Annotated in this window: 15 protein-coding genes; 8 read left to right on the top strand and 7 right to left on the bottom strand. The window is 64.7% G+C overall.

Annotation, left to right across the window (positions count from 1 at the left end; translation table 11 throughout):
• Window positions 1-185: 185 nt before the first annotated feature.
• On the bottom strand, window positions 186-1,310 hold the full coding sequence (locus tag ACE10Z_RS26120) for a metallophosphoesterase (RefSeq protein WP_375789922.1): 1,125 nt from the start codon (window positions 1,308-1,310) through the stop codon (window positions 186-188).
• Between the two features lie 1,095 nt (window positions 1,311-2,405).
• Between ACE10Z_RS26120 and ACE10Z_RS26125 the strand changes: the two genes are divergently transcribed.
• Entirely contained in the window at window positions 2,406-3,398 is a 993-nt protein-coding gene (locus tag ACE10Z_RS26125; RefSeq protein ID WP_375783327.1) for an LLM class flavin-dependent oxidoreductase, read from the top strand.
• A 63-nt stretch (window positions 3,399-3,461) separates the two neighbouring features.
• Here ACE10Z_RS26125 and ACE10Z_RS26130 read toward each other — a convergent pair whose 3' ends face one another.
• On the bottom strand, window positions 3,462-3,878 hold the full coding sequence (locus ACE10Z_RS26130; protein ID WP_375783328.1) for a DoxX family protein: 417 nt from the start codon (window positions 3,876-3,878) through the stop codon (window positions 3,462-3,464).
• Window positions 3,879-4,187: 309 nt separating this feature from the next.
• On the opposite strand from ACE10Z_RS26130, the gene ACE10Z_RS26135 reads away from it, so the two are divergent.
• The 3 genes from ACE10Z_RS26135 (at window position 4,188) to ACE10Z_RS26145 (ending at window position 5,909) form a co-directional block, all read left to right on the top strand.
• The gene (locus ACE10Z_RS26135) at window positions 4,188-4,328 is read left to right on the top strand and encodes a hypothetical protein (protein ID WP_375783329.1); all 141 of its coding nucleotides are present in this window, start codon (window positions 4,188-4,190) and stop codon (window positions 4,326-4,328) included.
• Between the two features lie 161 nt (window positions 4,329-4,489).
• Window positions 4,490-5,440, top strand: a complete 951-nt coding sequence (locus ACE10Z_RS26140; RefSeq protein WP_375783330.1) for a LysR family transcriptional regulator — start codon at window positions 4,490-4,492, stop codon at window positions 5,438-5,440.
• A gap of 124 nt (window positions 5,441-5,564) precedes the next feature.
• Complete coding sequence (locus ACE10Z_RS26145; RefSeq protein WP_375783331.1) at window positions 5,565-5,909, top strand: zinc ribbon domain-containing protein YjdM; 345 nt, start codon at window positions 5,565-5,567, stop codon at window positions 5,907-5,909.
• Between the two features lie 133 nt (window positions 5,910-6,042).
• Here the strand turns inward: ACE10Z_RS26145 and ACE10Z_RS26150 are convergent, their stop codons facing one another.
• From ACE10Z_RS26150 to ACE10Z_RS26170, 5 genes are all read right to left on the bottom strand, one after another.
• Window positions 6,043-7,326, bottom strand: a complete 1,284-nt coding sequence (locus ACE10Z_RS26150; protein ID WP_375783332.1) for a cystathionine gamma-synthase family protein — start codon at window positions 7,324-7,326, stop codon at window positions 6,043-6,045.
• A 245-nt stretch (window positions 7,327-7,571) separates the two neighbouring features.
• Window positions 7,572-7,832 carry a PepSY domain-containing protein gene (locus ACE10Z_RS26155; RefSeq protein WP_375783333.1) on the bottom strand — a complete coding sequence of 87 codons (261 nt, stop codon included), beginning with the start codon at window positions 7,830-7,832 and terminating at the stop codon, window positions 7,572-7,574.
• 129 nt (window positions 7,833-7,961) lie between these two features.
• The gene (locus ACE10Z_RS26160; RefSeq protein WP_375783334.1) at window positions 7,962-8,699 is read right to left on the bottom strand and encodes an ROK family protein; all 738 of its coding nucleotides are present in this window, start codon (window positions 8,697-8,699) and stop codon (window positions 7,962-7,964) included.
• A 726-nt stretch (window positions 8,700-9,425) separates the two neighbouring features.
• Complete coding sequence (locus ACE10Z_RS26165) at window positions 9,426-10,127, bottom strand: FMN-binding negative transcriptional regulator (protein WP_375783335.1); 702 nt, start codon at window positions 10,125-10,127, stop codon at window positions 9,426-9,428.
• An 85-nt stretch (window positions 10,128-10,212) separates the two neighbouring features.
• Window positions 10,213-10,458, bottom strand: coding sequence for a hypothetical protein (locus tag ACE10Z_RS26170; protein WP_375783336.1), 246 nt, complete (start codon window positions 10,456-10,458; stop codon window positions 10,213-10,215).
• A 644-nt stretch (window positions 10,459-11,102) separates the two neighbouring features.
• Between ACE10Z_RS26170 and ACE10Z_RS26175 the strand changes: the two genes are divergently transcribed.
• The 4 genes from ACE10Z_RS26175 to ACE10Z_RS26190 are packed head-to-tail and all read left to right on the top strand — an operon-like array spanning window position 11,103 to window position 13,132.
• Window positions 11,103-11,276 (top strand): hypothetical protein, encoded by a 174-nt coding sequence (locus tag ACE10Z_RS26175; RefSeq protein ID WP_016840760.1) that lies wholly within the window; start codon window positions 11,103-11,105, stop codon window positions 11,274-11,276.
• Window positions 11,277-11,286: 10 nt separating this feature from the next.
• The gene (pdxY, locus tag ACE10Z_RS26180) at window positions 11,287-12,144 is read left to right on the top strand and encodes a pyridoxal kinase PdxY (RefSeq protein WP_375783337.1); all 858 of its coding nucleotides are present in this window, start codon (window positions 11,287-11,289) and stop codon (window positions 12,142-12,144) included.
• Between the two features lie 17 nt (window positions 12,145-12,161).
• Window positions 12,162-12,788, top strand: coding sequence for a LysE family translocator (locus tag ACE10Z_RS26185; protein WP_375783338.1), 627 nt, complete (start codon window positions 12,162-12,164; stop codon window positions 12,786-12,788).
• Window positions 12,788-13,132, top strand: a complete 345-nt coding sequence (locus ACE10Z_RS26190) for a tRNA-binding protein (protein WP_375783339.1) — start codon at window positions 12,788-12,790, stop codon at window positions 13,130-13,132. Before ACE10Z_RS26185 ends, ACE10Z_RS26190 begins: the two co-directional genes overlap by 1 nt.
• The last annotated feature ends 19 nt before the right edge of the window (window positions 13,133-13,151 follow it).

Below are 13,151 nucleotides of genomic sequence, written 5' to 3' on the forward strand. Positions count from 1 at the left end.
TCCCGGCTCCAGCACCGGCGTCTCTGGAATACTGGATCACCCGCTTTCGCGGGTGATGACACCGACCTGGCTGTATGACAGGTGAATCAGGCCGATCCGTCATCCCCGCGAGCATCGCGCCACGCAGCTGAGGTGTACTTTTGGGACGAGGGCGCGATCGCTTCTCCGCATGCGAAGCAAATCACTCAGGTGTCTTCAGCCACCCGCAACGTGATCCGGGTCAATTCGGACGGGCGGCCGAGCCGCAAGGCAAAGCCCGGCCAGAGCGCGGTGCCGTTGTTGACATAGAGCGTCATGCCGTCGACGTCGTAGCGGCCCGAGACGAAGCCGGCATTGGCGGGCGCGGCGAGGCGATCGATGCCCAGGATCAATCCGCCATGGGTGTGTCCGGAGAGTTGCAGGGCGACGCCGAGCGCAGCCGAGTTGCGTGCGTCGCTGGGCTGGTGATCGAGCAGGACGACGGGCGCGCCCTTGGGGGCGCCTTCGAGAACCGCGGCAAGATCGCGAATGGAATGCCCCCGGTGGCGCGACGCGCGGTCGGTAATCCCCGCGATCACCAGGCGGCCGGCGCCGCGTTCCAGCACGATGTGCCTGTTCTCGAGCGAGCCCAAGCCCAGCGCAGCGTAGTGCGCCATCCAGGCGTCATAGCCGAAGATGTATTCATGGTTGCCCGAGATCACATACACGCCATCGGCGGCCACAAGATCCCGCAACGGATCGATGTCCTTGCGCCGCGCGTCGATGGTGCCGTCGATCAGGTCGCCAGTGATCGCGATCAGGTCCACGCCGAGCTTGTTCGATCGCGCGACGACCTCGCGCGCCCACGGCGCAGGAAACAGCCGGCTGATGTGAAGATCGGTCAGTTGCAGGATGGTGTAGCCGTCGAACTGGCGCGGAAGTCCGCGGATCTCGACCTCAATATCCTTCAGAGGCGGAATGCGCATCGCCTGATGAACGCCGATCGCGGCGGCCGCGGCCGCGAGCGCAGCAAGTGCGTAGCGAACGCCGTCAGGCGCGCCGACGAAGCCGCCATGGATCAGGGCTGCGACCAGCAGTCCCGCATCGAGCGCCAGTTGCAGCAGCGCCAGCAGCACGATCGTGCCGAACGCCCAGTTGAACAGGACGACCACCGGACGCGGAAACTCCGGCGAGAATTCCGATCCCGACGACAGCCTGTTCCAGCGGTGAAACTGCAAGGCGACCAGCACGAGCAACGCTGCGACGATCTTTGCCGGAAGCGGCCAGTCGAGCGGCCAGATGAAGCGGGCCAGGATCAAGAGACTGGTCAGGCCGAAGATGAGTTGGGGAATAGGTTCGCTCCGGATCGGATCGGTGGGACTGCGCGGTGAGCGCTCAGCGAAGGTAGGGTGGATCGGCCGCGGGCGTAAGGCGCCGTCATCAGCACATTTTCGGCAAGTAACGCCTCGCTGAAATGCGCGCTGCGCGCTCAGCTTTGCTGTGGAGCAAGGCGGACATCGCCCCGGCAAAGCCGGAGACCGCGTCGAAGCTTCGATGGAGGTCTCCAGGCGCCTGCCCCATCAGCGGCGGCCAAAACTCCGCTAAAAATAGAACTTGAACATCGCTCATTTTCTTGGGCCGACGCGACGATTTTCCGGCGGCGGCGGTCGAAAGCGAGCGTAGCGCCAAAGGCGCAATCCACCTTTCCTCGTCTGGATTGCCGTGACGCTTCGCTACGAGTCTCAAGCCAATCCCGTCATCCCCGCGCAAAGGCTTGGCCTTTGTCGCTGGAGGTGCGAGCGGAGCGAGCCTCGAAGGATGCACGGCCACCAGCCGGGCCGTCGACCCTTCGAGACGCCGCTACGCGGCTCCTCAGGGTGACGGGGGGGATTGCTCAGCTTGCTCAGTGTCATCACCCGCGCATGCGGGTGATCCAGTATCCCAGAGACCGCGGTGCTTGAGCCGAGAGGTCGCGGCGTACTGGATCGCCCGGTCATCAAGCAGGGCGATGACAGCGGTGGACGAGGATATAGCCTCACATCCTCTCAGGGGTGACGGTGACAGCATGTGGAGCGACTTGTCCGCCGTAGCTCGAAGAGCGAAGGCGGAAGCGATACCCATCGCTTGCTCACCAAGGTCACCCCTACGCGATCTGCACAATTTCGGAATAATGGAAATATACCGCTGAGTTGCCCGACGCGTCAAGTCGCTTCTCCGGGTCGCGGCGGGCACAGCTACTTTGCATGGGGTTGTTTTCGATATTTTGGGACGGACAGCTTTGCCGCTTCACCGCACCTCGGTCGGATCAGGCGGATTGACCCGCATGGCGACCGTATCCATATGCATCTGCATGAAACGGCAGCCCAGCCGCTTCGCACCCACCGTGGACACAGCCTGATACCACCGGCCTCGTCCCTTGCGCACCCTCCTCTAGTTCCGGAGCTCCCGTGGCCGCCCTCTCCATTCTCGATCTCGTCCGCGTCACCGAAGAGACCGACGCGCGCGGCGCGCTCTACAATGCGCGCGATGTCGCTCGCCATGCCGAGGCGCTGGGCTATCGCCGGATCTGGGTGGCGGAGCATCACAACATGGCTGGCATCGCGAGCGCCGCGACGTCTGTCGTGATCGGGCATATCGCGGCGGGCACCAAGACCATCCGGGTCGGCGCCGGCGGCATCATGCTGCCGAACCATGCGCCTTACGTGATTGCCGAACAGTTCGGCACGCTGGCGCGATTGTTTCCTGACCGGATCGACCTCGGCCTCGGCCGTGCGCCGGGCACGGATCAGCTCACCTTGCGCGCGCTGCGCCGGACGCCCGAATCCGCCGAGAACTTTCCGCAGGACGTGCTCGAGGTGCAGGCCTTCCTCGCGGCCGCCGGTCCCAACCAGCGCATCCAGGCGGTGCCGGCCGCGGGCACCGACGTGCCGCTGTGGATTCTCGGATCGAGCAATTTCGGCGCGATGCTGGCCGGCGAGCTCGGCCTGCCCTACGCCTTCGCCTCGCACTTTGCCCCCGAGCTCCTGATCCAGGCGCTGCAGATCTATCGCGCGCGCTTCAAGCCGTCGGAGCAGCTCCAGCAGCCCTACACCATGGTCGGCGTCAACATCATCGCCGCCGACACCGACGCGGAAGCGCGGCGGCTTGCGACCACGCAACAGATGTCGTTCACCAACATCTTCCGCGGCGCGCGCGGCCTGAGCCAGCCGCCGATCGACGACATCGAGAGCTACTGGTCGCCATCTGAAAAAGTGCAGGCGATGCGGATGCTTGCCCGCACCATCATCGGCTCGCCCGAGACGGTGCGTGCCGGCATCGATGCGCTGGTCGCGGAGACCGGCGCCGACGAATTGATGATCGTGTCCGACGTCTACGATCACCAGAAGCGGCTGCGATCATTCGAGCTGATCGCCGAGGCCGGCAGGATCAAGGCCGCCTGACCTCATCACGCAGCCGACCGCTGCCGCTTTTGGCGCGGCAGCGGTTGCTGGTTCGCATTCCGCTCAATGCGCAGCGACGGCTTGCGGCACGGCATGGCTGGCGCGGTTGTCGAGGCTGAGCGCGCCGGCGCCGAACGCTGCGATCTGCAGCAATCCACCCGCCATCATCACGTTCTTCAGGAAGTGGATCATCTGGTTCTGGTCGGCGAAATTGCTGTGGAACGCGACCGCGGTCGCGACCGAGAACACCGCCAGTGCGAGCGCCACGGCGCGGGCCTGATAGCCGGCAATCAGCAGCAAGCCACCGCCGAGCTCGACGACAACCGCCACCGCAAAGGCGAGCGGCGGAAACGGCAGGCCGACCGCACTGATGAGACCGGTGGTGGCCGCATAGGCGCCGAGCTTGCTGAGGCCGCTCATGGCGAACGGGAGGCCGATCAGAAGCCGGCCGGCGAAGGGAAAATATTTGGTAGCGCTCATGGTCGTGATCCTTTGTTCCGTGGATGAATTCGGCGCCCCACCGTCCGTGGCCTCGCCGGTCGCGAACCGTCTTGCTGTCCGCTTCGTCCCTGTTATCGCCCCGCAGCCGCCGATCGATTAGTCAGCCAGTTTCAGACGGATCGTTCCACCAGAAGAACGATCGCACGGCATGCGACGGCGGCGCGCCCGGACCACGCAGCGCCGGATCACGCAGCGTCGTTCAGTCCGTGGAACGCTCCGTCTGACAAACACCGGCTAATGCGGCTGGTCGGTCGCCCCTATGCTCCCCTGCATCGAAGGAGACGGACCATGTGCGATATCCTGATGAACAACCTGATCAAGGCCCTGCGCAGCTTCCAGCACGCCTGCCTCACGCCGGCCATCCGGGACGACGACGACGATGATGGCGACATCGCAACGCCGAAGACCAGCCTGGACGACGGCTGGTGAGGCCGCTCGCGAGGCGCCCTCGCCGGCCATCCGCAGACCCAGCGGCGCGCCGATATCGCGCCCGACATGGCGGCATGCCGGGCGCCGCCGCCCCGGTCGAACGGCTTTCCGGTCGACAGGTGGCGATTCGGCGTTGAAAATCGAAGGGAACTATGATGCGGATGAATGATCTGGTTCCGCCCGATGCGGGCGGAATTGACCTGGCAGCGCCTTTCATGCGGGACTTCAACGACCTCTATTTCTTCGCGGCGGTAGTCAAGCACGAGGGGTTTTCGGCCGCGGCACGCGCGCTCCGCCTGCCGAAGTCCAGAATCAGCCGCCATGTCGCGCTGCTGGAGGAGCAGCTCGGCGTTCGCCTGATCGAACGCTCGACCCGCCGCTTGAGCATCACGGCGATCGGCCGCGACGTCTACCGCCATGCGCAGACCGTGGTCGACGCCGCCGAGGCCGTCGACGAAGTCGCCTTGCGGATGAAGTCCGAGCCGCAGGGCCTCGTCCGCATCGGCTGCCCGGTCGGCGTGCAGCGGGCGCTGGCGCCGAAATTGCCCGAGCTGTTCGCCAGATATCCACGCCTCAGGGCGCAATTCCTCATCACCAACCGGCCGATCAATCTGATCGAGGAGCAGGTCGACGTCGCCATTCGCATCCGCGACAGCCTCGATACCGACAGCGAGATGCAGATGCGCAGGATCGGGACCAGCCGCAGGCTCCTGGTCGCGAGCCCGGCCTTGCTCAAGGAGCATGGCGCGCCCAAGGCGGCCGGCGATCTTGCCGGGCTGCCGATCCTCGATGCCACGGAAACGCAGGGCCTGCGGACATGGGAGCTTTCAGGCCCGCGCGGGCAAAAGGCCGCGGTCGCCGTCGAGCCGAAGATCTCGGCGGGTGATTTCACCATCCTCATTCACGCGGCCCAGGCGGGGCTCGGCATCGCGCTGCTGCCCGAGCTTCAATGTCAGGACGCACTCAGCGAAGGCAAACTGGTCCGCGTTCTGCCGGACTGGAGCGCCAAGGACGGCATCATCCATCTCGTATTTCCGTCGCGGCGCGGCATGTTGCCCGGCGTCCGCGCCACCATCGATTTCCTGGCCACCGCGCTCAAGGCACAGATTTAGCTGGCTCAAGTCTGGCCGATCCGTCCTGCGCGCTCGCCGCTCAGCCGCACACGCGACGGTTTTTTCTTGCTTTGCCCGCGTGCGCCCCTACGGTGCGCCCGTCACGACGGAGACGATCTCAACGATGGACGCGGCCATGAACTGCCCGAAATGCAATTCCGAGCATGCCTATCAGGACGCGGCTCTCTGGGTCTGCCCGGAATGCGCCCATGAATGGAGCGGCGACGCGATCACGGTAGCCTCGCACGAGGCAGGCGTGCGTGACGCGCACGGCAATCCGCTGGCGGACGGCGACAGCGTCATCGTGATCAAGGATCTCAAGGTCAAGGGCTCGTCATCGGTCGTCAAGGGTGGCACCAAGGTCAAGAACATCCGGCTCACCGAGGGGAGCGATGGACACAACATCGCCTGCAAGATCGATGGCATCGGCGCGATGAACCTGAAATCCGAGTTCGTGAAGAAGGCCTAGCGAGCATGGTGTGTAGAGCGGATTAGCCGACTACGTTCGCCGTAGCTCAACGAGCGAAGGCGGAAGGCGTAGTCCGCCGTTTCTCACGCGCTATCGGCCTGTTGCGCTGCGCTAACTCACCCGACGCATTTGCCTACACCCTGCTCAACGCCTGCGCGATGTCGGCGACCAGATCGGACGGATGCTCGATCCCGATCGAGAGCCGGATCGTCGTATCGAGCACCCCGATCTTCTTCCTGATATCGGCCGGCACGCCGGAATGCGTCATCGTCGCCGGCAGGCTCGCCAGCGACTCGGTACCGCCGAGGCTCACCGCCAGCTTGAAGATCTGCAAGCTGTTGAGGAATTTCTCCGCCGCCTGCTGCCCGCCGACGATGTCGAACGAGAAGGTCGAGCCGGCGCCGCTGCTCTGGCTTGCGAACACACGCCCCGCCGGTGACGCCGCGTCGTGGTGGCCAAGATAATGCACCTGCGCCACCTTGGGATGGTCGCGCAAATAGTCGGCGACGATCCGCGCATTGCGGTCGGCCTTCTCCATGCGCAGGCTGAGCGTTTCCAGCGAACGGCTGATCATCCAGCAGGAATGCGGATCGAGCTGGGTGCCGATCGCGCCGCGCAGCGCCTTGACGTCCTTCATCAGCTTCTTCGAGCCGAGCGCCGCGCCCGCGATCAGGTCGGAATGGCCGCCGACATATTTGGTCAGCGAGTACAGCGAGAGGTCAGCGCCGTGCTCGATCGGGCGCTGAAACACCGGTCCGAGCAGCGTGTTGTCGCAGGCAATGATCGGGGTAAAACCCTGCGCCTTGCCGATCGCGTCGGCGACGCGCCTGACAAGCGCGATATCGACCTGGCCGTTGGTCGGATTGGCCGGCGTCTCGATGAAGATCATCGCGACGCGGCCCTTCTTCATCGCCTCGTCGGCGGCAGCGCGGACGATGGTCTCGTCGAGGCCGTCGGCAAAACCCACCGCGCCGATCGAGAACCCCGCCAGCGTCCTGGTGAACAGCGTCTCCGTGCCGCCATAGAGCGGCTGCGAGTGCAGGATCACGTCGCCTGGCCGCGCGAAGGCCAGCACCGTGGTCGAGATCGCGGACATGCCGGAGGAGAACAGCGCGCAGCTCTCGGTGCGCTCATAGATCGCGAGCCGGTCCTCGACGATCTCGCTGTTCGGATGATTGAAGCGCGAATAAACCAGTCCCGCTCCCATGCCTTCCGGCGGCTCGCGCCGGCCCGCGACGAAATCGAAAAAGTCCTTGCCGTCCTCGGCAGTCCTGAACACGAAGGTCGAGGTCAAAAATACCGGCGGCTTGACGGCGCCCTCCGACAGCTGCGGATCGTAGCCGTAGTTCAGCATCTGGGTTTCCGGATGCAGCAGGTGATTGCCGATGTGGGTTCTGGACGGAAACGGTTTGACCACGGCCAGTCTCCTTGTCTCGAGGGATCGCCGCATCGGCTGATCCATAAGAATCTGCCGCAAGCATACTCCACCTTTGTGCCATTCCGCCAAAACACTGCATCGAACAGCTCTGGACAACGGACGGCCGGCGTGCGCGCTGCGCCGCCGGCCGCCCGAAAACCGTCCCCCACGTCGTACATGCCTGATGTCACCTACATCAGAACCGGTCGCCGACGCGGGCTGCCCACGCCGCAGTGAACACGCGGCTACCAGCTGCGATCCACATTGCGCACCTCGCCGGTCCGCGCATCGACATCGACCTGCATCCAGCGGCCGCGATAATCCCGGCCCTCGACTTCCCACTCGTCGCCGAGGAACTGGGTGTTGGACACCGTTACGACGCCGAGATTGGTCGCGACGTCGAGGGCTGCCTCCATCGAGATCTGGCTGCCGGAATCATAGGCGATCGCCGGCGTCGCCGCGCCGATCACCAGCGCCGCAATGGCCGGAATAATGAAGCTTCGCATCAGTCACTCCTCATGGAACGGGATGTCATGCCGCATAAAACGAGCGGCGCACCCAATCAGTTCCGACAGCAGGGGTGACGAAGCAGCGCGAAACTTCGGCAGTTGCGGCAATTTGGCGGCAGTTCCAGTTCATCGACGCGCACCGCGCGGCTTGCGCGTTGCCTTCTTCCACATCCGGAAGCCGCCCTCGAACGCGTTGGCGTTGTCGCCGAACCTCACTTTCGGCGGCGGGTTGTCGACCTTGTCGGCATTGCCGCCGCCGAGCACGATGTAATCGGGTTCCAGCGCCGCCGACAGCCGCGCGATGACGTCGTCGACGCTCTTGCGCCACTTCTTCCTGCCGCGCCGCTCGAGGCCGGCGGCGCCGACATAGTCCTCGAACGTCCCGTCCTTGCGATAGGGCAAATGACCGAGCTCCATCGGCTCGTAAACGCCCTCCACGATCATCGCCGAGCCAAGCCCGGTGCCGAGGCCGAGAAACAGCATCCGCCCGCCCTGATAGCTGCCGATCGCCTGCATCAGCGCATCGTTGACGACCTTCACCGGCCGGCCGAACGCGCTCTGAAAATCAAAGCCGGCCCAACCGCGGCCGAGGTTGTGCGGCTCCGTCAGCGGACGGTTGTGAACCACCGGTCCGGGATAGCCGATCGAGATCGCGTCATAGGACCAGTCCTTGGTCAGCGCCTTGACCTGCCGCACCATTTCGCCGGCGGACAGCGTCGGGCCTGACTCGAATTCGCGCTTGATGCGCTCCTTGTCGGTCATGACCTTCACATGCGTGCCGCCGATGTCGATCGCCAGCACCGTCCGGCGCGGCGCGGGCTTTGCCGCTTTCTTGTTTGTCTTCCTGCTTGTCTTCCCGGCCATCGTGCGCGCTCTCTCTTGTGCGCAGCGAGTGGAGCAGAGAAACGCACCGCGCGCCACAGCTCCGTTCTGCATCTGATTCCAGTTTGTTCGCGCGGAACGAATCGGAATCGAGAAAATCGGCGCAGCCCAGGCGTTAACAACCTCTATGCATGAGCCGCGTCCGAGCGACCGACATTGTGCCATGGTGGGATTATTGCGCTCGGCGCGGAATATCGTGCAGGACTTCAGGCGCGTTGCATTCAATCGCTTCCCCGATCAAACGGCAACTCGCACCACAGACATGTTCCCCATCCGACTCCAGTTTGTTCGCGAAGAACGAATCGGAATCGAAAAATCGGCGCGGAACGAATCTTAACAACACGTTTTCACGATTTGATGCCGGCGGACTTTCGTGGGGCGGATTGGCCGACCGCGTCCGCCGCTGTTCAACGAGCAAAGGCGGAAGGCGTATGATCGTTTCATGGTTGCCCTACACCACCCGCATATCGCTTCGCTCATGCGGCTACACGGATCGGACGCCAGACGTTCTCCATCCGACTCCATTTTGTTCGCAAAGAACGAATCGGAATCGGGCAAACCGACGCGAAGCGAATCTTAACAACACGTTTGCAGTTTTCGATGCCGATCGACTTTGTAAGGCGGATGAGCCGGCCGCGTTTGCCGCAGCTCAACGAGCGAAGGCGGAAGGCGTAATCCGCCATCGGTCCACGACGCCTGAGCGGCGGGTTACGCGGAGCCTGTCATCGGGCCGCCCTTCGGGCGGACCCGTTGGCCAACCCGCCTGACGCGATCATCCTCATACGCAAGCCCGGGCCGCAGCGCGCGCATCTTCTCCGCAAGCCTGCGGCTTGACGTCTCCTTCGCATGTGCGAGCCGGTTGACGAGCGCGACATAGTCGGCATCGCTCTTGTGCTGGTTGAGCTTCGACTGGCCCTCGATCTCGTCGACGACGATATCGATCACCCGGATCCCCGCCAGCATCGCTTCGCGTTTGCCGGGCTCCATCTGCGAGAGGTCCCAGGGCTGCTTCGGCAACCACACCTCGGACACTGCGAGCAGCGCGTCGCCGTGGCCGCGGTTCTCCCCGTGATCGCGCAGATGCGCGACGCCCGACAAATGCACCGCCTCATAGAGCCAGGTGGAGACGTTATCGCGCGAGACGTACCAGTCGTTCGAGATGTAGGCGTCATCGCCGGAGACGACCAGCAGGAAACGGCTGATGCCGTCGGCGAGCTCGACCAGCGGATTCTTCGCGGTGAGATGGATCTGCACGATCACGCGATCGTCGTGCCGCTGGATCACGAACGGCACATGGGATGCCCGCGGGCCGCGCGCATCGGCGGCGACGATGGCGCCGAAGCCGCGCGCCGCCGCAAAGGCCAGGGCGCGGTCGTCCTCGATGCGAAATTGCGGACGGAGGATGTGCATGGCGGCGGCGCTCGCGGCTGGAGGGAGACGACCCAGCGAAGCTAGCGCAACTTTCGCCGGAGATCACCGCCATGCACCGTCCGGCTCAGCAGATCATGGCATTGTCGCCGTGATCGCAGACGCCGCCGGGCTGCTCGCGGGGCACCCCGTCGGACTCGCCGAAGCGCAGAGCCGGCATGCGCGGCGGATTACCACTCCAGTGGCTGCCGGCACCGGCATGGCCCTTTGCGAATGAGTATGGGCCGGCCAACGGGACTTCGCGCGCCATAGCGGATGTCGTCAGCATGGCGAGCGCGACCAGGCCGGCCGCGACGTGCTTAATCGTCGTCATCGAACTTCTCCTGCTGGATTCAACAGGATGGGACCATCTCGCCGGCCTGCTGAAGCATTTTCGCTAGAACCATGACGAGCGGCGCCATCCGATTATTCCGCGACGACGCAGCGAAATTTGCGCGTCTTGCGGCTCAGTTCCACACATTCGATTGATCGGTGCGTGACCGCCGGGACCGGAGGCCCGCGCAGCTGCAACTGAGTTGCCTGCGCGCAAGTCAAATCCGGTCGCGAGAGCTGCGACAAAACAACCCGACGGGCAACTCGGCAATAAGCGTCAAGCTGCGTCCCCACAACAATTGTCATCGCCCGGCTTGACCGGGCGATCCAGTACGCCGCGGCCTCTCGGTTCAAGCACAGGCGTCTCTGGAATACTGCATCGCCCGGTCAAGCCGGGCGATGACACCGAACTTGTTCGAGACCGCGCCACACATTCGATGTCGTCCTGGCGAAAGCCAGGACAACGATGGGGCAGATTGCGGGCTCAAATCTATCACCGTCGCGCTTCAAGACGACCGCTTCGCGGCCCCCTCAACGTGGCGTTGCCTATAGAGCATACGCTCGAGATCCCAATCCACCGTTGAACTCGCGCCAACTCGCGGGTTACGCTGTCACCAATCGCGCCCTCCCGCTGGAAGGATCACCATGAACGGCAATCGATATTATGGCGTGCGCGTCGAGGGCGCGAAATACGGCGTGGGGTTCGGCTCGGCGCTGGCGATTGCGATCTCCTACACCAAGAACCATTCGATCCTGTGGGCGATCATCCACGGTATCCTGGGCTGGCTCTACGTGATCTACGCTGCGCTGTTCGGGTGATGCGCGCAACATGACCGTCATCTCGATCCAGTCACAGGTCGCCTGGGGCCATGTCGGCAACAGCGCTGCCACCTTTCCGATCCAGCTGCACGGCATCGACGTCGTCGCCGTGCCGACTACGCTGCTCAGCAACCGGCCGGGCTATCCGACCATCCGCGGACGGGTGCTCGATGTGCAACTGGTCGCCGACCTCTTGCGCGGCATCGAGGAGCGCGGCGCGGTCGAAAGTGCCCGGATGATCCTGTCGGGCTATCTCGGCTCGGCCGACATCGCGATTGAGGTCGCCGACTTCGTCGCCCGTGCGAAGGCGGAAAACCCGGCCCTGCTCTATTGCTGCGATCCCGTGCTCGGCGACCGCGACCGCGGCATGTTCGTGCGATCGGACATCCCGCCGCTGGTGCGCGACCAGCTCTGTCCGCTGGCCGACATCATCACGCCCAATCATTTCGAATTCGAATTCCTCTGCGGTACGCGCGTGACGACGATCGATGACGTCATCGCGCAAGCTAGCGCGCTGGTGGCGCGGGGGCCTGCGACCGTCGTTATCACCAGCGCAGAGCTTGCCGGTACGCCCCACAGTGAGATCGAGACGCTGGCGATCGAGCGCACGGGAGCCTGGCGCGTGCGCACCCCGCGCGTGCCGATCAGCCCGTCCGGCACCGGCGACCTGTTCGCCGCGCTGTTCGTCGCCGCCCGCGTGCGCGGCCTGGCGACGCCGGAGGCGCTCAGCCACGCCGCGTCAGGCATCCACGGCGTACTCGTGCGCACGGCGGAGAAACGAACCGAGGAAATGCGCATTGTCGAAAGCGCTGAGGTGATGCTTGATCCGAAACCGCGCTTCGCGGCGGTTGCCATCCCTGCATCCTGACATCCGGGATACGTTTCATGATCGACATCACCACCCTCCTCACCTACGCCGCCGTCGTGCTCGGCCTGTTCCTGATCCCGGGGCCGGCCGTGCTGCTGGTGCTTGCGCGTTCGGTCACCGGCGGGCCGCGCGTCGGCGTCGCGACCGGATTCGGAATCGCGCTCGGCGACCTCGTCCACACCGCGATGGCGACGTTCGGGCTGTCGGCCGTGCTGATGACCTCGGCGCTCGCGTTCTCGATCGTCAAATATGCCGGCGTGATCTACCTGATCGCGCTCGGCGTCCGCGCTTTGTTCGAGAAAAATGACGATCTGCATTTGCCGGCATCGCAACCGGTCGATCCGCGGCGCGCGTTCCGGCAGGCGATCTGGGCAGAGATGCTCAACCCGAAGACCGCGCTGTTCTTCCTCGCCTTCCTGCCGCAGTTCGTGCATCCCGGCCACGGCTCGGCCGTCGCGCAGTTCGCGACGCTGGGCCTGATCTTCGTCGCGATGAGCGCGGCCTATACCTCGCTGCTCGCGCTGGCCGCCGGCCAGATCAGCCCATGGATCCGGCGGCATCGCCGCATCGGCCAGTGGCAGGGCCGCGTGGTCGGCACGATCTACATCGCGCTCGGCATCCGCCTCGCGTTTCAGGAGCGCTGATGTCACCTCTCAAGCCGCAAGCCACGTACGACGACTTCGGCCGCCTCGACATCAGGATCGGCAAGGTGGTCGAGGTGGAGTCGTTTCCGCGCGCCCGCAATCCGTCCTACAAGGTCGGCGTCGATGTCGGCGCCGGGCGGACCATGTGGTCGAGCGCGCAGATCACGAATTATGAGCCGGCGGCGCTGATCGGCTCGCTGGTCGTCTGCGTCTGCAATCTCGGGCCGAAGAACATTGCCGGTTTCACCTCGGAACTGCTGATCCTAGGCGCCCAAGATGCCGGCGGCCACGTGATCGTGCTCGGCCCGCGCAGCGAGGTTGCGGTCGGCGAGCCGATCTTCTGACGTCGCCCTCGATCACGGC

Origin of the sequence: Bradyrhizobium sp. Pha-3 (genome assembly GCF_042258615.1) — a bacterium.
Classification (GTDB): Bacteria; Pseudomonadota; Alphaproteobacteria; order Rhizobiales; family Xanthobacteraceae; genus Bradyrhizobium.